Origin of the sequence: Streptomyces sp. NPDC014894 (genome assembly GCF_043080985.1) — a bacterium.
Lineage (GTDB): Bacteria > Actinomycetota > Actinomycetes > Streptomycetales > Streptomycetaceae > Streptomyces.
In genome coordinates this window covers 193,917-212,172 of the sequence record NZ_JBIBWD010000007.1, presented here as the reverse complement: position 1 = coordinate 212,172, position 18,256 = coordinate 193,917, and the positions used below count along the sequence as shown (strand labels likewise).

Genomic DNA, 18,256 nt, shown 5'->3' with positions numbered 1-18,256 from the left:
GGGATCGCCGGCGGTGTCCGGGGGCCCTCGGCGCGTGTCCGGAATGCGCTCAGGGTCCGGGGCTGACGGAGCAAGATGTTCCGAAAAAGGATGTCCGCCACTCCGTACATCCTTTTGGCCTCTTCGTCCGTCACATCTGGGGGCGCTTTGCTCTCTTGAGGCACCCCAGACACAGACCTTGACGACGCACCTGCCTATTTCGGAGCGTTTCCCTTGATACTCAGTAAGACGAGCGTCCGCAGAGCCACCACCCTTGTCCTCTCCGGCGGTCTGCTGCTCACCGTCTCGCCGCTCGCCACACCGGCGCAGGCGGCGGCCAAGCCGAAGCCCAAGCCGTCCATCAGCTCCAAGGGCGGCTATCTGCTGGACCAGAAGACCGGCAAGGCTCTCCTCGCCAAGAGCGAGAACACCCGCCGGGAGATGGCCAGCACCACCAAGATCGCCACCGCGATCACCGTCCTGGACACCAAGGGCGTCAATCTCAACCGCAAGGTGACGATCAAGCAGTCGTACCGCGACTACGTCACCCGGGAGAAGGGCAGCACCGCCGACCTGAAGACGGGCGACAAGGTCACCGTCCGTCAGCTGCTCTCCGCTCTGCTGCTGCCCTCGGGCTGTGACGCGGCGTACGCCCTGGCCGACACCTTCGGCAAGGGCTCCACCTCCTCGGCGCGCACCAAGTCGTTCATCGGCATGATGAACAAGAAGGCCGCGTCGCTGAAGCTGAAGAACACCAAGTTCGACTCGTTCGACGGCATCTCGCCGGGCGGGAAGAACTACACCACCCCGTCCGACCTCGCCAAGCTCGCGCGGCACGGCTTCAAGAACAAGACCCTGCGCGATGTGGTGAAGGCGAAGTCGTACAAGACCACCGCGCCCACCAGCAAGGGCAGCAAGCGCACTTACACCTGGTACAACTCCAACAAGCTGCTGGGGTCGTACAAGGGCGCGGTCGGCATGAAGACCGGTACGGGCAGCAAGGCCGGGCCCTGCCTGGTCTTCGTGGCCACCCGCGGCTCCAAGACGTATGTCGGCGTCGTCCTCAACGGCAAGGACCGCTACAAGGACGCCGCCAAGATGCTGGACTACGGCTTCGGTTCGAAGAGCTCCAAGACCATGAAGCTCCGCACCCTGCCGGCGGGCGCCCAGCAGGACTGAGGCCCGGCGAGCCACTCGCACGGAGCGGCCCGGGGCCCGTGACACTGTGCCGTGTCACGGACCCCCGGCCGTTCTCCGTACCGGGACCGTTGCGCGGGACGCGGTACGCGGGGCCGGCGGGCCGCTCAGGCCCAGGTGATCAGCCGCTTCGGGTTCTCCAGCACGGCCGCGGTGTCCGCGAGCACCCGGGATCCCAGCTCGCCGTCGACCAGCCGGTGGTCGAAGGAGAGTCCGAGGGTGGTGACGTGACGCGGCTTCACCTTCCCCTTGTGGACCCACGGCCGGAGCTTGATCGCGCCGACCGCGAGGATCGCGGCCTCGCCGGGGTTGAGGATGGGGGTGCCGGTGTCGATGCCGAAGACGCCGACATTGGTGATGGTCACCGTGCCGCCCCGCATGTCCGCCGGGGACGTCCTGCCCTCCCGGGCGGTGGCGACCAGCTCGCCCAGCGCGTCCGCGAGTTCGGGCAGGGTCTTGTCGTGCGCGTCCTTGACGTTCGGCACGATCAGCCCGCGCGGGGTGGCCGCGGCGATGCCCAGATTGACGTAGTGCTTCTGGACGATCTCCTGCCGCTCCTCGTCCCAGGAGGCGTTGATCCCCGGGTTCCGCCGGATCGCGACCAGCAGCGCCTTCGCGATCAGCAGCAGCGGATTGACCCGCAGGCCCGCCAGGTCCGGATCGTCCTTGAGTTCGCCGACGAGCTTCATCGTGCGGGTCACGTCGAGGGTGATGAACTCCGTGACGTGCGGCGCGGTGAACGCGCTGCCGACCATCGCCGCCGCCGTGGCCTTCCGCACCCCCTTCACGGGGATCCGGGTCTCCCGCGCGGCCGGGTCCGCGGCCGCCGAGGGCTCCGGGGCGACGGCCTCGCCCGACACGGCCGATTCGGCCGGTACGGGCTCCTCGGCGGGGGCTGCCGCCGCGTGCACGTCGTCGCGGGTGATGATCCCGCCCGCGCCGGTCGGGGTGATCTCGGCCAGATCGACGCCGAGGTCCTTGGCGAGCTTGCGCACCGGGGGTTTGGCGAGCGGGCGGGGGCCCCCGGGGCGGTCGCCGTGACCGTTCACCGGGGGCGCGGCGGCCTGGCCGGGCAGCAGGCCCGAGGCCGGAGCTGTCGGGGCCGAAGCGGCCGGCGACGGCTGGGCGGGCGGTACGGGCGACGCGGACCGCGCCCGGTCCCCGGCGGGCGGCGGCGTCTTGCGGGGCCGGCGCTTGGTGGAGCTCTCGGCCACCCCGTAGCCGACCAGGACCGGCTGCCTGCCCTTCGGGGCCTCCTCCTCGGTCTCCTCGGCCGCCTCGGCCTGTCCGGGAGCGGCCGCCTCCGGCGCGCCGGGGGCGGCGGCGACGGGCTCGGCGGTGTCGTCCCCGCCCACCGCCACCGAGATGATCACCTGGCCGACGTCGACCGTCGTCCCCTCGGCGTAGACCAGCTCATGCACCACACCGTCGTACGGAATGGGCAGTTCCACCGCCGCCTTGGCGGTCTCGACCTCACAGACGACCTGTCCGTCGGTGACCGTGTCGCCGGCCCGGACGTACCACTTGAGGATCTCGGCCTCGGTCAGTCCCTCGCCCACGTCGGGCATCTTGAACTCGCGGATCACAGCAGACTCCTCAGTACGCGAGCGAGCGGTCGACGGCGTCGAGCACCCGGTCCAGGCCCGGCAGGTACTCCTCCTCCAGACGGGCCGGCGGATAGGGCGAGTGGAAGCCGCCCACCCTCAGCACCGGAGCCTCCAGATGGTAGAAGCAGCGCTCGGTGATCCGGGCGGCGATCTCCGCGCCGGAGCCGTAGAACACCGGCGCCTCGTGGACCACGACGAGCCGGCCCGTCCGCTCCACCGACGCCTGCACGGCGTCGAAGTCGATCGGGGACATCGAGCGCAGATCCAGCACCTCGACCGACTTGCCCTCCTCGGCCGCGGCGGCCGCCGCCTCCAGACAGACCTTCACCATCGGCCCGTACGCGGCCAGGGTGAGATCGGAGCCGTCCCGGACGACCCGGGCGGCGTGCAGCGGACCGGGGATGGCCTCGGTGTCGACCTCGCTCTTGTCCCAGTAGCGCCGCTTGGGCTCGAAGAAGATCACCGGGTCGTCGCTCTGGATGGCCTGCTGGAGCATCCAGTACGCGTCCGAGGAGTTGGACGGCGAGATCACCTTCAGGCCCGCGACATGCGCGAAGAGGGCCTCGGGCGATTCGCTGTGGTGCTCGACCGCGCCGATTCCGCCGCCGTAGGGGATCCGGATGACGACGGGCAGCTTGATCTTCCCGAGCGACCGGGCGTGCATCTTGGCGAGCTGGGTGACGATCTGGTCGTACGCCGGGAAGACGAATCCGTCGAACTGGATCTCCACCACCGGCCGGTAGCCGCGCAGCGCGAGACCGATCGCGGTGCCGACGATGCCGGACTCGGCGAGCGGGGTGTCGATGACCCGGTCCTCGCCGAAGTCCTTCTGGAGCCCGTCGGTGACCCGGAAGACCCCGCCGAGCTTGCCGACGTCCTCGCCCATGATCAGGACCTTGGGGTCGTTCTCCAGGGCCTTGCGCAGGGACTCGTTGAGCGCCTTCGCGAGCGGAAGCTTGGATACCGCCATGGTCAGTTGCCTCCCTCGGCGAAGGACGCCTGGTACGCGGCGAACTGCGCGCGCTCCTCGTCGACGAGGGCGTGGCCGTCGGCGTAGATGTTGTCGAAGATCGCGAGCGGCTCCGGGTCGGGCATCGCGCGCACCGACTCCCGCACCCGCCTGGCGAGGACGTCGCTCTCCTCGTCCAGCGCGGCGAACCACTCCTCGTCGGCGTGGCCCTCCTTGCGGAGCAGCGCGCCCAGCCGCAGGATCGGGTCCTTGGCCTCCCAGGCGGCCCGCTCGTCGTCGTGGCGGTACTTGGTGGGGTCGTCGGAGGTGGTGTGCGCGCCCATCCGGTAGGTGAACGCCTCCACCAGCGTCGGCCCCTCGCCCCGGCGGGCCCGGTCCAGCGCCCACCGGGTCACGGCGAGACAGGCCAGGACGTCGTTGCCGTCGACGCGGACGCCGGGGAAGCCGTAGCCCTGGGCGCGCTGGTAGAGCGGGACCCGGGTCTGGCGCTCGGTGGGCTCGCTGATCGCCCACTGGTTGTTCTGGCAGAAGAACACCACGGGGGCGTTGTAGACGGCGGAGAAGGTGAAGGACTCCGCCACATCGCCCTGGCTGGAGGCGCCGTCGCCGAAGTACGCGATGACCGCGGAGTCCGCGCCGTCCTTGGCGACGCCCATGGCGTAGCCGGTCGCGTGGAGGGTCTGGGAGCCGATGACGATGGTGTAGAGGTGGAAGTTGTTGCTCGCCGGGTCCCAGCCGCCGTGGTTGACGCCCCGGAACATCCCGAGCAGCTTGGTGGGGTCGACGCCGCGGCACCAGGCGACGCCGTGCTCGCGGTAGGTCGGGAAGACGTAGTCGTCCTCGTGCAGGGCCCGCCCGGAGCCGATCTGCGCGGCCTCCTGGCCGAGCAGCGACGCCCACAGGCCCAGCTCGCCCTGGCGCTGAAGAGCGGTGGCCTCGGCGTCGAAGCGGCGGGTCAGGACCATGTCCCGGTACAGTCCGCGCAGCTCTTCGGCGGTCAGCTCGATCTGGTAGTCGGGGTGCTGGACGCGCTCGCCCTCGGGCGTCAGCAGCTGCACGAGCTGCGGCTCGGAACTCTGCGGCTTCTTCGCGGCACTCACCCGCTTGCTGCTGCGTCGCGGCTTGCGCGCGGCAGTGCTCTCCACGGTCACGATGCGTGCTCCTCCGTCTGTCCGGTCTCCCGGGATTGCCGGGAGCCTGGGGTCGCCCCTGTCGATGACAGGGAGAGGCTCGCCCGTTCTCGTACCCGTGCACGGGGTGTGTGCGGCCGGACCGGGAACAGGCGTGACAGGCGCCCCCGACGAGACCCTGTCAAAAAGCACGTTACCCAGTGCGACGCATTACTGCGAAACCCCTATTGACCTGCGATTTTGCTTGGATTTCCAAGTAAATCGAGAAATAGGGGAACACTTACTGGTCACAGCGCTGGTCACGGCCTTGCGGACCGCCGAGGACACGGGCACGTTATCCCGGGCACCCGGGGCACGGGAAGAGCCGGTGTGTGAGACTGCATTCGTGCGCGAAGAAGGAAAAATCACCGTATTCCTGCTGGATGACCATGAAGTCGTCCGCCGCGGCGTCCATGAGCTGCTCTCCGTCGAGGACGACATCGAAGTCGTCGGCGAGGCGGGCACGGCCGAGGACGCCATGGTCAGGATCCCCGCCACCCGGCCCGATGTCGCCGTGCTGGACGTACGGCTGCCGGACGGCAGCGGAGTGGAGGTCTGCCGGGAGATCCGTTCCCAGGACGAGAGCATCAAATGCCTGATGCTGACCTCGTTCGCCGACGACGAGGCGCTGTTCGACGCGATCATGGCCGGTGCGTCCGGTTATGTCCTGAAGGCGATTCGCGGAAATGAGCTGCTGACGGCGGTACGGGAGGTCGCGGCCGGGAAGTCGCTGCTCGATCCGGTGGCGACCGCGCGGGTGCTGGAGCGGCTGCGCGACGGCAATACCCCGAAGGGCGACGACAAGCTGGCGGGTCTCACCGAGCAGGAGCGCAAGATCCTGAATCTGATCGGCGAGGGGCTGACCAACCGGGTCATCGGCGAGCGGCTGCACCTCGCGGAGAAGACCATCAAGAACTACGTCTCCAGCCTGCTGTCGAAGCTGGGGATGGAACGGCGGTCCCAGGCGGCCGCGTTCGTGGCGCGGATGCAGGCGGAGCGACAGCACCACTGAGGGCGGGCGCGGGCGCGCCGGGGGGCGTGGGCGTCACGTGGGCGGCCCAGGGGGCGCGGGCGTCGCGTGAGCGGGCCGGGGGCGCGTGCATCGCCTGAGCGTGAGCGCGGGCGCGGACGCCCCCGAGCGCGCCGGGGGCGCGCACACGGGCCGCGGGGGCGCTCCCGGCGGCCGGGGCTAGGGACTTACGTCCCCGGCGACGAGGGGCCGCCGCCCCTTCCGCGGGACGGGCCGGGTCGCCCAGAGTGGACCCCATGCCCACCGAGGAACTCCGCGCCACCGCCCGCGACGCCGGCGCCGCCACCGGCCCCGAGGAGCCGCGCGCGGACGCCCCGGGCGGCCCGGCCGCCTCGGAGACCCCGCTCGGCGCACCGGAGAAGACCCCGGAGGACGCCTCGCGCAACGCCCCGGAGGCCCGGGCGAACGCCTCGGAAGCCCGGACCGCCGGGGACGCCCTCGACGCCATGGAGCTGCTCGGCCGGGTCTCGTACGGCCGGCTCGCGACGAGCATGCGGGCCATGCCCTTCGTCGCCCCCGCCCGGCACATCGTCCGCGACGGCGGGGTGGTCCTCCGCATCCACCGGGGCTTCGGCTATCACCGCGCGTGCAACGGCGGGGTGGTCGCCTACGGCGCGGACAACTTCAACTCCGGCGGAAAGGCGATGTGGTCGGTCCAGTTCACCGGCACCGCCGACATCGTCCGGCCGACCCCCGACGATCTGCGGCTCTTCGGCGACGAGCCCTTCCGGGCCGACGGCGAACGGTTTGAACCGGTATATATGCGTATCGAACCCCAGTTCGCCACCGTGCATACCCTGGACTATCTCGCAGAGCAGCCAAACCGACACGTTGCGTGATCTACCATTTGGTGAGTGCCGCGCTCATCTGTCATCACGCCGCCGGTCGATGCCCTGCTGAACCGCTACGAGGACCCGGGCGAGCCGCTCTCCTGCGAGCGGGTCACCGAAGGACTCCTCAATCGCGGCTACCGCCTCGCCACCACCCGCGGAGCGTACTTCCTCAAGCATCATCTCGACGGCGACCACGAGTCCATCGCCCACCAGCACCGGGCCACCCTGCGCCTCCAGGCGCTCGGGGTGCCGGTCGCCCCGCCCCTCGCCGACGCCCACGGCGACACGGTCGCCGTGATCGGCGGCCGCTGCTACGCCCTGCACCCCTGGATCGACGGCCGCCACCGCGACGGGGCCCAGCTCTCCACGCTCCAGTCCCGCCGTCTCGGCTCCCTCCTCGGGCTGGTGCACACCTGCCTGGAGCGGGTGATGCACCGGACGGAGCCCCGCGCGGACCTCGCGTACGAGAGCGCCGATCCCGGTGACACCTTCGCGCTCATCGACCATCTGCTCTCGCTGGCCCGCTCGGCGAGTCCCCGCGACCCCTTCGACACCCTCGCCGAACACCGGCTCCGGGAACGCCGTGAGCTGCTGGAACGCCATGCCGACCGCAGACCGCCCCCGGCGTCGGCCGGCGGCTGGGTGCACGGCGACTTCCACCCGCTGAATCTGCTCTACCGGGGCGCGGAGCCCGCCGCCATCGTCGACTGGGACCGCTTAGGCGTGCAGCCCCGCGCGGAGGAGGCCGTCCGGGCCGCGGCGATCTTCTTCGTCCAGCCGGCCGGGGAGCTGGAGCTGACGAAGGTACGGGCGTACGCGCGCGCCTACCGCCGGGCGGTCGGCGCCGACCGGGCGGAGCTGGCGGCGGCCGTGCACCGGGTGTGGTGGGAGCGGCTGAACGACTTCTGGATACTGCGCTGGCGCTATCAGCTGCACGACCGGAGGGCCGACCCGCAGTTCGCGGCGGTGTCGGCCCTGGCGGTGTGGTGGACCCGGGAGTACGACGCGGTCCGGGAGGCGTTCACGGCGTAACGCCCCCGGTCCTGGGTCCCGGCCCGGGTGCCGTGGCTGTACGCGCCTGTGACCCGGGCCCTGGGTCCCGGCCCGGGTGCCGTGCCTCGGCCCCGGGCTTTCGTGCGTCGCCTGATCCCGTCCCGCGCGGTACGCGGGGTGGGATCAGGGGCTGCCGGCCGCGTCGCCCGTCGCGCCGTCGGCGGCGCCGCCCGGGTCCGCGCCCTCGGCCGCGCCGCCCGGATCCGCGCCCTCGCTGCCGCCGGGGTCGCCGCCCTCGTTGCCGCCCGGGTCGCCCGCGCCGTCCGTCGGCTGGGTCGGCGGGGCGCTGGACTGCTGCGCCGGCGGCTCGCTGGACTGGGTGGCCGGCGCGGACGGCGTCGCGTCGAACGACGGCGAATGGGACAGCGGCGGCGGCACCGGCCTGGTGCCCGAGGTGGCCTTCCACGACGGCTTCTGGCCCGTGCCCGTGCTGGAGCCGACCGGCGGCTGCGACGGCGTCCGGGAGGCCGAGGGCGACGGCGAGGACTTGGGCGATTCCGAGGACTGCGTGGTCTTCGGCTTGTCCTCGGGCTTCTCCTCCGTCTTTTCCCCCCCGCCGCTCAGGGCGTAGGCCACGCCCGACACGACGGCCACCACCGCGAGCGCCGCGACCAGCCACACCGGCCGGCGGCCGCGCTTGCCGCCGCCCCGGCGGCCTCCGTCGTATCCCCCGTCGTCCGGGTTCATCGGCGGCAGTATCGGCCCCTGCGCGGTGTCCCCGTGGACCGGGTGCACGGCGGTCGCGCCGCCCCCCATGCCCATCGCGGTGGTGGCGGAGCCGTCGGGACCCGGGACGAATCCGGTGTCCCAGCTGCCGTTGTGGCTGCCCTGCTGCTGAAGCATCTGGAGCCCGTACTGCACCAGCCCGCGCATCTCCTCGGCGCTCTGGAACCGGTCGTCCGGGTCCTTCGCGAGGGAGCGCATCACCAGGCCGTCCAGCTCCGGCGGCACCACGTCGGAGGCCTGCGAGGGCGGCAGCGGGATGTCCTGCACATGCTGATAGACCACCGACAGCGGGGTCTCCCCGGTGAACGGCGGGCGCAGCGCGAGCAGTTCGTAGAGCAGACAGCCGGTCGCGTACAGATCGGACCGGTGGTCGACGGCCTTGCCGAGCGCCTGCTCGGGCGAGAGGTACTGCGGGGTGCCCATGACCATGCCGGTCTGGGTCATCGTCGTGGAAGCGCCGTGCAGGGCGCGGGCGATGCCGAAGTCCATCACCTTGACCGCGCCGGAGTGGGTGATGATCACGTTCGCCGGCTTGATGTCCCGGTGCACGATGCCGTGCTGGTGGGAGTAGGCCAGCGCCTCCAGCACCCCGGAGACGATGATCAGCGCCTGCTCGGGCGGCGGCGCGTCCGCGTTGATCAGCAGATCGCGGATGGTGCGGCCCTCGACCAGCTCCATGACGATGTACGGCACGGACTGGCCGTTCACCACGTCCTCGCCGGAGTCGTAGACCGCGACGATCGCATGGTGGTTGAGCCCGGCGACGGACTGCGCCTCGCGGGTGAAACGGGCCTTGGAGACCGGGTCCTCGGCGAGGTCCGCGCGGAGCAGCTTCACCGCGACGGTGCGGCCGAGCCGTACGTCCTCGGCCGCGAAGACCTCGGCCATGCCGCCGCGTCCGAGGCGGTGGGTCAGGCGGTACCGGCCGTCACCGACCAGCCCGCCGGCGCCGACGCCCCAGGAGTCCGCCGCATCCGGCACTCCGCCGCTGCCGGCCTCGGGTTCGGGTGCCATCAGTCCTCGCCGTCGTATCTGTGTATCGGGTGCCGTGTGGCCTCACGCTACAGCCTTCATACGGCAAGGCCGGCGTGAGATGGACCGGCCGTCAGGCCTCTGTGAGCACGGCCACGCACATTTCGTGGCACTCCTGTGACGCTGACGAGTCGCTACCTGTGCGTAGGGTCACCCAGGCGCGTGTGCGCAGGGTCACGGATCGGGCGCCCGGCTTGACGTGCCGTACCCCTCGGGCACACTTGCCCGGTAACAGGGACAACGGATCACTCCGGGCCATCGGCGTCCGGGGCGGCCCGTGAGACCGGTCTTCGCGCCGAGGGGGAAGCACAGTATGAGCCAGGACGGCGCACGGGGCCGCTATGCGGGCGGTTCCCTGGCCGGTGGCCGGTATCAGCTGCGCGATCTGCTGGGCGAAGGCGGCATGGCCGCCGTCCATCTGGCGTACGACACCGCGCTGGACCGCCAGGTCGCGATCAAGACGCTCCACACCGAGCTGGGGCGCGAGCAGTCCTTCCGCGAGCGGTTCCGGCGCGAGGCGCAGGCCGTTGCCAAACTGTCGCATCCCAATATCGTCTCGGTCTTCGACACCGGCGAGGACACCGTCTCCTTCCCGGCCTCCGGCGGCTCCCCCTCCGGCCCGGACTCCGGCGCTCCGATGCCGTACATCGTCATGGAGTACGTGGAGGGCCTGCCGCTCGGCTCGGTGCTGCACGCGGATGTGCGGCAGTACGGCGCGATGCCCGCCGACAAGGCGCTGAAGGTGACGGCCGATGTGCTGGCCGCGCTGGACACCAGCCATGAAGTGGGGCTGGTCCACCGGGACATCAAGCCCGGCAATGTGATGATGACCAAGCGCGGGGTCGTCAAGGTGATGGACTTCGGCATCGCGCGGGCCATGCAGTCGGGGGTGACCTCGATGACCCAGACCGGCATGGTGGTCGGCACTCCGCAGTACCTCTCCCCCGAGCAGGCCCTGGGGCGGGCGGTGGACGCCCGCTCCGATCTCTACTCGGTCGGCGTGATGCTCTTCCAGCTGCTCACCGGGCGGCTGCCGTTCGACGCGGACGCGCCGCTGGCGATCGTGTACGCGCATGTGCAGGAGGAGCCCGTCGCTCCCTCCGCCATCAACCGCTCGGTCAGCCCGGCGATGGACGCGCTGGTGGCGCGGGCGCTGCGGAAGAACCCGAACGAACGCTTCCCCAGCGCGGCGGCCATGCGGGACGAGTGCGCCCGGGTCGCCTCCGCCGGGCAGACGGCCGCTCCCGTGATCATCTCGGGCGGTCCGCCGGCGAGCGGCGCGGGGGTGGCGTCCGCGGTCTTCCCGCCGCTGGACCAGCCGTCGCCCGCGCAGCAGCAGGTGCGTACGCCGTATCCGCAGACGGGGCCGTACGGTGCGCCGACGCCCGGGCCGCAGTACGGATACCCCCAGGGCCCGGCCCCGGTCGGCGGCCCCGGGCCGCAGCACCACCAGGGGCCCCCGCACCCGGGACCGGCGTACGGGGCGACCGGGCCGATCGGCCGGCCCTCGTACACGATGTCTCCGGCGCCAGGGACTCCCAGCGCCGGACCCGGCCGCAAGCGGAACCGGAAGCTGGCCTACTGGATCGTGGGGCTCGTGGCGCTGGCGATCGCTGTCGCGGCGGTGAACCAGGTGGCCAAGGGCATGCGTGGACTGAGCGGCGAGGAGCCGACCGGCGGCGGCTCGGCGAGCCAGTCCGCCGATGCAGAAGCCGGAAGCGGAAGCGAAAGCACTCGGGGGAGCGAGGGCGAGGCGCCTGCGCTGGCCCCGGACCGCACCCGGACGATCGAGTCCTCCAAGTGCACCGAGGCGACGGAGGACGGTACGGACCCGGCGAAGGTCCAGGCCCCCGCGCTGCTGCACAAGGACGTGCTCTCGGTGAAGGACTGTCTGCGGGCGGCGGGCTGGACCTGGACAGTGCGCGAGGTGGACAACCCGCAGTGGCCCAAGGACAGCGTGATCAGCCAGTTCCCCACCCAGGGGGCGGCCGTGGCTCCCTCGAACCAGGAGTTCGAGCTGCAGATCTCCACGGGCAAGGCCGGCTGAGCGGCTCCGCCGCGCCCGCGCTGGTCCCGTCGCCCGTGTCCTTCTCGTACGCGGGCCCGCCGCCCGCGGGCCTGCCACCCGCGGGCCTCTCGCCCGCGCGCCTTCCGCCCGTGGCCCTCCCGCCCGTGCCTCTCCCGAGATGCCGGATGGCATCGGTCGTGTGACGCTGGGTCCGTCGCCGGGACGGGGCGGTTTCGGGTTCTGTTTCTGTTTTTCCGCGCTTCTCCCGTATACCGCCTTCGGTGCTTTCGGCACGGCAGGCGCGCTTCGGTGCGTTCTGTGCGCTTCAGCGTTTTCTGTGCGCTTCAGCGCGCTCAATACGTTTCATCACGTTCGGCAGGTTCAGTACGTTCAGCACGTTCGGTACGGGAGGGGGTCACCCGGTGGCTCCAAGTCGGCGCACCCGCTGCGCGTTGGCGGTCGTACCGCTTCTGCTGCTGGCCCCGCCCGCCGCCGCCCAGGAGACCGCGCCCCCGGTCCCGGAACCCGGACCCACCGCCTCCGGCTCCTACGCCGGCCGGCCGGCCGGTGAGGGGAGGCCGCGCCCCGGGCGCTCCCCGGACCGCGAGTCCCCCGGCCGTCCGGCGGACGGCTCGGCGCCCGCCGACTCCGCGCCGGCCGCCGCCACCCCTTCGCCGACGGCCTCCGCGTCACAGTCTCGTCCCGGTTCCGCGACCGTGACGGCCACCGTGACGGCCACCGGCGCCGCCTCCGTACCGGCCTCGGACGACGGGCGGTGGAACGACTCCGGCACGGGGCGGCAGGATCCCGAGCCTCCCGCCGGGGAGGAGGAGCCCGGCTCGGACGGCCTCGCGGAGGAGGAGGCGCCGCCGGATCCCGATCTCAGCCCGCCGCCCCCCGAAGCCGCCCGTCAGCAGCCCGCCCGGCCGGTTCCCGGCCCGGTCGCGCATCAGGTCTCACCGCTCTCGCTCGGCGTCGGCATGGCGCTCATGGGCCTCGGAATCGGCTTCCTGGGGATCCGGCTGCGCCGCCGCTGACCCGCCGCCGCACCGCCCCCCGGCCGCTTCCCCGACGGCCTCCGTCCCCCTCCCGAAGCCCCGGGTCCCCCTTGAGACGGATCCGGGCGATCCGACTCCCGGCGGTTGGCCCGGACGGGCATACCCGGTATACATACTCGGTATGTCCATCCGTCACGGGCTTCTCGCCCTCCTGGAGCAAGGCCCTCGTTACGGCTCACAGCTCCGTACCGACTTCGAATCGCGCACGGGGGCCACCTGGCCCCTCAACGTCGGCCAGGTCTACACCACCCTCAACCGGCTGGAGCGCGACGGCATGGTCGCGCAGAGCGGGGAGGACGAGGCGGGGCACGCGCTGTACGCGATCACCGATCCGGGCCGCGCCGAGCTGCTCAGCTGGTTCGAGTCCCCCGTGGACCGCAACAGCCCGCCGCGCGACGAGCTGGCCATCAAGCTCGCCATGGCGGTCGGGACCGCGGGCGTGGACATCCGTGCCGTCATCCAGTCGCAGCGCCACCACACCGTGAAGGCGATGCAGGACTACACCCGGCTCAAGGTCCAGGCGCTGGCCTCGATCGAGAGCGGGGACTCGCGGCGGGACAACGTGGCCTGGCTGCTCGTACTGGAACAGCTGATCTTCCAGACCGAGGCCGAGGCGCGCTGGCTCGACCACTGCGAGGTACGGCTCCTGCGGCTCTCCGCGCTCCACCGGCCGGAGGAGTCCTCGACCCGGCCGCCGCCGTCGCCGCCGGGTCACCCGGAGCCGGAGGAGGGCAGCCGGAGCAGTCCGGCGCGGCAGGCCGGCCGATGACTCCCCGGAGGACGCCGGGGCGGGGCGCGGTCCACCGCCGCCCGCCCCGGACGGCCGCCCCGGCCCGGCGCGCTCTCCCCGGGCGCGTGAACCGGGCGGGGGAGGCCCCGGCCCCACCGCTCGGGGCCGGGGCCGGCGGCGGCGCCGTCGACCGGGCCTCCGTCCGGGGCCCGTTCTGACCGGGGCTCCCGACCGGAGCCGCTGACCGGTCCTCTCCCGGCCGGCCCCGGGGCTCACAGACCAAGACGCACGGCCCGGGGCTCACGGCCGAGACGCACGGCCGGGACGCACGGCCCAGGACTCGCGGCCCGCTCCGGCGTCCCGCGGTTCCGGCGTCTCGCGGACGCGGGGTCCGGACCGCCGAACACGACCGCCGCACCCCCGTCCCGTACACCGGGACTCCCGTACACCGGGCTCCGCGCTCCGCACTCCTGGCGGAAGCCCCACCGCGCATCGCTCACAGCACACCGCTCACCGCTCAGTCCATCAGCCCGAGGGGGACCCTCCCATGTCCGCATCCGTGGCACAGCAGCCACTTCAGTCTCAGAAATCACAGCAGCCCGTGCTGCGACTCCAGCAGCTGGCCCGTGTCCACGGCAGCGGGGCCACGGAGGTCCACGCCCTGCGAGGCATCAATCTGGATGTCTTCCCGGGCGAACTCGTCGCCGTCATGGGCCCGTCCGGCTCCGGCAAATCCACCCTGCTCACCATCGCCGGCGGCCTCGACACCCCCACCTCGGGCCAGGTGTTCGTCGAGAACACCGACATCACCAGCGCCGACCGCAAGACGCTCGCCGCGATGCGCCGCCGCAGCATCGGCTATGTCTTCCAGGACTACAACCTCATACCGGCGCTCACCGCCGCCGAGAACGTCTCCCTGCCGCGCGAACTCGACGGGGTCTCCGCCCGCAAGGCCCGGGTCGAATCCCTCGCCGCCCTGGAGGAGATGAGCCTCGGCCATCTCGCCGACCGCTTCCCCGACGAGATGTCGGGCGGCCAGCAGCAGCGCGTCGCCATCGCCCGCGCGCTGGTGGGCGACCGCCGGCTGGTCCTCGCCGACGAGCCGACCGGCGCGCTGGACTCCGAGACCGGCGAATCCGTGCTCGCCCTGCTGCGCTCCCGCTGCGACGCGGGAGCGGCCGGCGTCCTCGTCACCCATGAGTCGCGCTTCGCCGCCTGGGCGGACCGCGTGGTCTTCCTCCGCGACGGCGCCGTGGTCGACCAGACCGTACGCAGCCAGGCCGACTCCCTCCTCACCGGCCGGGCGGCGGAACTGTGAAGACCTGGCACCACTCCTGGCGGGCGGCGATCCGGATCGCCCGCCGTGACGCATGGCGCTCCAAGGGACGCAGCCTCCTCGTCCTGGCGATGATCGCGCTCCCCATCGTCGGTGTGAGCGCCGCCGATCTGACGTTCCGCAGCCACCAGCTCTCCGCCGAGCAGCAACTCGAACGGGACATGGGCCGGGCGGACGCCCGGATGATCGACGCCAACACCGGGGGCGTGCCGATCATGCAGAGCCCCGACGGCCAGATGTACAGCGCCGTGGGCGACTACGACGACAAGCCCTACCCCGAGGGCACGACCGATGTCACCAAGGTGCTCCCCGCGGGCGCCAAGACCCTGACCGACACGGTCGGCCGGGCCAAGCTGCACACCCAGCACGGTCTGCTGAACGCCGAGGTCCGGGAGTTGAAGGCGTCCGACCCCTTGGTCGACGGCATCATGTCGCTGACCGGCGGCCGCTTCCCGAAGGACAGCGGCGAGGTCGCGGCGACCGACTACTTCCTGAAGAACAGCGGTCTGAAGGTGGGCTCCGAGCTCACCGTCCGCCACCTGGAACGCCGTTACACCATCGTGGGCTCGTACGAGCTGCCCCAGGCGCTCAAGACCGACCAGGTCAACGCGCTTCCCGGGGCCGTGCTCGCCCCGCTCGGCGCGGCTCTGGAGAAGAGCGGCATCCCCGCGTCCGGGAACGAGTCCGCCCATCTGGTGAAGTTCTCGGGCGGTTTCACGTGGAACATGGTCAAGGAGACCAACGCCAAGGGCGTCCGGGTCGAGTCCCGCGCCGTGATCCTGGACCCGCCCCAGGACTCCGCCGTACCGCTCTACCAGGAGCAGAGCTGGGAGCGCGGCGGCGGCAGGGGCGAGAGCATGGAGACCGCGGCGATCGCCGTGATCGGCGTCGTCGTGGTCCTGGCCCTGCTGGAGATCTGTCTGCTGGCCGGACCGGCCTTCGCCGTCGGGGCCCGGCGCTCCCGCCGCCAGCTCGGCCTGGTCGGCGCCAACGGCGGCGACCGCAGGCACATCCGCGCCATCGTCCTCTCCGGCGGTCTGGTGATCGGCGCCGCGGCGGCCGTGATCGGCACCGCCCTCGGTCTGCTGCTCACCCTGGCCCTGCGGCCGATGCTCGAGGAGTACGTGGGCTCCCGCTTCGGCCACTTCGACGTCCGGCCGCTGGAGCTTCTCGGCATCGCCCTGCTCGCCGTGGCCACCGGCGTGACGGCCGCCCTCGTGCCCGCCGTCACCTCCTCCCGCCAGCCCGTGCTGGCCTCGCTGACCGGCCGTCGCGGGGTCCGCAAGAGCAATCGGGTGCTCCCGGTGATCGGTCTGGTCGCCGTGGTCCTGGGCGCGTCGATCGCGCTCTACGGCGCGCTGGCCTCCGACGAGATCCTGCTGGTGGGCGGCGGCAGCGCGCTGGCCGAGCTGGGCATCGTGGCGCTCACCCCGGCCCTGGTCGGACTCTTCGGCAGGATCGGCGGCGTGCTGCCGCTCTCGCCCCGGCTGGCGCTGCGGGACGCGGTGCGCAACCGGGGCCGTACGGCCCCCGCGGTGGCCGCGGTGCTGGCCGCCGTCGCGGGCACGGTCGCGGTGGCGACGTACACCGCGAGCGCCGAGGCCGAGCAGAAGGCCCGGTACACGGCCCAGATGCCGCACGGCACGGTCGCGCTCTCCATGGACGAGTCGGGCGGCGCCCGCGATGTCCCGGCGCTGCGGGACGCGGTGCAGAAGATGCTCCCGGTGGATGTGCGGGCCGATCTGGACCGGCTGTCGGTCGGCAACGCCAACTGCGCCTCGTACGACGGCTATGACAGCGGGAGCGGCTCGAAGTGCGGCCGCTACGAGGTGGTCCTGCCCAAGGCGAACGAGTGTCCGCTGTGGGCCCAGGACCCGTCGCGCCCCGACGAGGACCCGGCCGAGAAGTACACCAAGGAGCAGAAGCGGAAGCTCGCCCAGGACTGGCGCTGCAAGGGCACCGACACCTACGGCACCGGTCTCGATGTGACGGTCGGCGACGAGAAGCTGCTGAAGGTCCTCGGCATCGAGAACCCGGCGGCCGAGAAGGCGCTCGCGGACGGCAAGGTCCTGGCGTTCAGCCGGCACCATGTCGACGCCGACGGCGAGGTCGGCATCCGGCTGATCACCGACATCGAGGCGGCCGACAAGGCCATGGCCGAGAACAAGCAGGCCCCGGGCGAGATCAAGTCGTTCCCCGCGCACCGGGTGACGGGCGAGAAGCAGTCCTGGGGTCTGAAGCTGATGATGTCGGCCGCCGCGGCGAAGGCCGCCGGCGTGGACACGGTCCCCTACGGCGCGTACTTCTCCATGGACCGGCTGCCCAGCGGCCCGGAGCAGCAGCGGATGGAGGGCGAGCTGGCCAAGACCTCCTCCGAGGCCGGGGTGCAGATCGAGAAGGGCTACACCAGCGAGAACGACATCGTCCTGCTCTCCCTGGCCATCTTCGCCGGACTGATCACCATCGGCGCCGCGGGCATCGCCACGGGCCTCTCCCAGGCCGACGCCGAGGCCGATCTGAAGACGCTGGCCGCGGTCGGCGCCCCGCCGAGGGTGCGCAGGACGCTCAGCGGATTCCAGTGCGGCGTGGTGGCCACGATGGGTGTGGTGCTGGGCACGGTGGCGGGTGTGCTGCCGGCGATCGGGCTGCGGCTCGCGGACCGGCGGGAGGCGATGAGGGTGTTCCAGGAGTCCCTCGACGAGGGCTACTCCACGGCCGCGGACGCGCCGTTCATCCCCATCGTCATGCCCTGGCCGACCCTGGTGGCGCTGCTGATCGCGGTACCGATCGGCGCGGCGCTGCTGGCGGCGCTGGTGACGCGCTCCCGCGGCGCGCTGGCCCGTCGCGAGGCCGCTTGAATCCGGCGCTGTCGGGCCTTTACGGCACAGCACGGCCTTTGTGCCCCCGTACGAGGGTGATCATCCTCGTACGGGGGCACCCCTCTGCGCGAGGCGCATGTGCGAGAGAATGGCCGCATGGAGATGCCGAGGAATGAACGGTCGCAGGAGAGCCCCCACGTATTGGTCGTGGGTCAGGACGGAATGGCGCTCGGCGGCGGTGACGGTGACAGTGAGCCGCGCGAGATCCCGGTGACGGAGATGGTCGAGCAGCCGGCGAAGGTCATGCGCATCGGCAGCATGATCAAGCAGCTGCTGGAGGAGGTCAGGGCGGCTCCTCTCGACGAGGCGAGCCGGGTCCGGCTGAAGGAGATCCACGCCAGCTCGGTCAAGGAGCTGGAGGACGGTCTCGCGCCGGAGCTGGTGGAGGAGCTGGAGCGGCTCTCGCTGCCCTTCACCGATGAGGCGGTGCCCTCGGAGGCGGAGCTGCGGATCGCCCAGGCGCAGCTGGTGGGGTGGCTGGAGGGCCTCTTCCACGGTATTCAGACGGCGCTGTTCGCCCAGCAGATGGCGGCGCGCGCGCAGCTGGAGCAGATGCGCCGGGCGCTGCCCCCGGGCAGCGGGCACGAGGACGAGGACCACCCGCAGCACGGGGCGCTCCGTTCGGGCCCGTATCTGTAGATCCCCTCGT

The 18,256-nt window shown here is 71.9% G+C and carries 14 protein-coding genes; 10 read left to right on the top strand and 4 right to left on the bottom strand.

Translation table 11 applies throughout. The annotated features are described in order from the left end of the window. Positions 1–216: 216 nt before the first annotated feature. Positions 217–1,158: a D-alanyl-D-alanine carboxypeptidase family protein gene (locus tag ACF089_RS18750; RefSeq protein ID WP_392028163.1), complete on the top strand. Its 942-nt coding sequence runs from the start codon at positions 217–219 to the stop codon at positions 1,156–1,158. Between the two features lie 125 nt (positions 1,159–1,283). On the opposite strand, the gene ACF089_RS18745 is transcribed toward ACF089_RS18750, so the two are convergent. The 3 genes from ACF089_RS18745 to pdhA are packed head-to-tail and all read right to left on the bottom strand — an operon-like array spanning position 1,284 to position 4,904. Then, on the bottom strand, positions 1,284–2,744 hold the full coding sequence (locus tag ACF089_RS18745) for a dihydrolipoamide acetyltransferase family protein (protein WP_392028161.1): 1,461 nt from the start codon (positions 2,742–2,744) through the stop codon (positions 1,284–1,286). 28 nt (positions 2,745–2,772) lie between these two features. After that, positions 2,773–3,753, bottom strand: coding sequence for an alpha-ketoacid dehydrogenase subunit beta (locus ACF089_RS18740; RefSeq protein ID WP_392027690.1), 981 nt, complete (start codon positions 3,751–3,753; stop codon positions 2,773–2,775). A gap of 2 nt (positions 3,754–3,755) precedes the next feature. Next, the gene (gene pdhA / locus ACF089_RS18735; RefSeq protein WP_392027687.1) at positions 3,756–4,904 is read right to left on the bottom strand and encodes a pyruvate dehydrogenase (acetyl-transferring) E1 component subunit alpha; all 1,149 of its coding nucleotides are present in this window, start codon (positions 4,902–4,904) and stop codon (positions 3,756–3,758) included. A 364-nt stretch (positions 4,905–5,268) separates the two neighbouring features. Between pdhA and ACF089_RS18730 the strand changes: the two genes are divergently transcribed. From ACF089_RS18730 to ACF089_RS18720, 3 genes are all read left to right on the top strand, one after another. Further along, the gene (locus ACF089_RS18730; protein ID WP_392027684.1) at positions 5,269–5,934 is read left to right on the top strand and encodes a response regulator; all 666 of its coding nucleotides are present in this window, start codon (positions 5,269–5,271) and stop codon (positions 5,932–5,934) included. A 254-nt stretch (positions 5,935–6,188) separates the two neighbouring features. Further along, positions 6,189–6,791: a pyridoxamine 5'-phosphate oxidase family protein gene (locus ACF089_RS18725; RefSeq protein ID WP_392027682.1), complete on the top strand. Its 603-nt coding sequence runs from the start codon at positions 6,189–6,191 to the stop codon at positions 6,789–6,791. Between the two features lie 15 nt (positions 6,792–6,806). After that, positions 6,807–7,817 (top strand): phosphotransferase, encoded by a 1,011-nt coding sequence (locus ACF089_RS18720; protein ID WP_392027679.1) that lies wholly within the window; start codon positions 6,807–6,809, stop codon positions 7,815–7,817. Positions 7,818–7,961: 144 nt separating this feature from the next. Here the strand turns inward: ACF089_RS18720 and ACF089_RS18715 are convergent, their stop codons facing one another. Continuing rightward, complete coding sequence (locus tag ACF089_RS18715) at positions 7,962–9,578, bottom strand: protein kinase (RefSeq protein WP_392027675.1); 1,617 nt, start codon at positions 9,576–9,578, stop codon at positions 7,962–7,964. Between the two features lie 331 nt (positions 9,579–9,909). Here ACF089_RS18715 and ACF089_RS18710 point away from each other — a divergent pair, with 331 nt between their 5' ends. The 6 genes from ACF089_RS18710 to ACF089_RS18685 all read left to right on the top strand — a co-directional run bounded on the left by ACF089_RS18710 (position 9,910) and on the right by ACF089_RS18685 (position 18,246). Continuing rightward, positions 9,910–11,643 (top strand): protein kinase, encoded by a 1,734-nt coding sequence (locus ACF089_RS18710; protein ID WP_392027672.1) that lies wholly within the window; start codon positions 9,910–9,912, stop codon positions 11,641–11,643. Between the two features lie 677 nt (positions 11,644–12,320). Then, positions 12,321–12,641, top strand: coding sequence for a hypothetical protein (locus ACF089_RS18705; RefSeq protein WP_392027669.1), 321 nt, complete (start codon positions 12,321–12,323; stop codon positions 12,639–12,641). A gap of 142 nt (positions 12,642–12,783) precedes the next feature. After that, complete coding sequence (locus ACF089_RS18700) at positions 12,784–13,431, top strand: PadR family transcriptional regulator (RefSeq protein WP_392027666.1); 648 nt, start codon at positions 12,784–12,786, stop codon at positions 13,429–13,431. 508 nt (positions 13,432–13,939) lie between these two features. Then, on the top strand, positions 13,940–14,710 hold the full coding sequence (locus ACF089_RS18695) for an ABC transporter ATP-binding protein (RefSeq protein WP_392027663.1): 771 nt from the start codon (positions 13,940–13,942) through the stop codon (positions 14,708–14,710). Then, complete coding sequence (locus ACF089_RS18690) at positions 14,707–17,586, top strand: FtsX-like permease family protein (RefSeq protein WP_392027660.1); 2,880 nt, start codon at positions 14,707–14,709, stop codon at positions 17,584–17,586. Before ACF089_RS18695 ends, ACF089_RS18690 begins: the two co-directional genes overlap by 4 nt. A gap of 117 nt (positions 17,587–17,703) precedes the next feature. Beyond that, complete coding sequence (locus ACF089_RS18685) at positions 17,704–18,246, top strand: bacterial proteasome activator family protein (protein ID WP_392027658.1); 543 nt, start codon at positions 17,704–17,706, stop codon at positions 18,244–18,246. Positions 18,247–18,256 lie beyond the last annotated feature (10 nt).

Coding starts and splice junctions, on each gene's coding strand:
- ACF089_RS18695 (WP_392027663.1), top strand. CDS start 13,940: ATGTCCGCATCCGTGGCACAGCAGCCACTTCAGTCTCAGAAATCACAG.
- ACF089_RS18740 (WP_392027690.1), bottom strand. CDS start 3,753: ATGGCGGTATCCAAGCTTCCGCTCGCGAAGGCGCTCAACGAGTCCCTG.
- ACF089_RS18745 (WP_392028161.1), bottom strand. CDS start 2,744: ATGCCCGACGTGGGCGAGGGACTGACCGAGGCCGAGATCCTCAAGTGG.
- ACF089_RS18700 (WP_392027666.1), top strand. CDS start 12,784: ATGTCCATCCGTCACGGGCTTCTCGCCCTCCTGGAGCAAGGCCCTCGT.
- ACF089_RS18685 (WP_392027658.1), top strand. CDS start 17,704: ATGGAGATGCCGAGGAATGAACGGTCGCAGGAGAGCCCCCACGTATTG.
- ACF089_RS18710 (WP_392027672.1), top strand. CDS start 9,910: ATGAGCCAGGACGGCGCACGGGGCCGCTATGCGGGCGGTTCCCTGGCC.
- ACF089_RS18725 (WP_392027682.1), top strand. CDS start 6,189: ATGCCCACCGAGGAACTCCGCGCCACCGCCCGCGACGCCGGCGCCGCC.
- ACF089_RS18715 (WP_392027675.1), bottom strand. CDS start 9,578: ATGGCACCCGAACCCGAGGCCGGCAGCGGCGGAGTGCCGGATGCGGCG.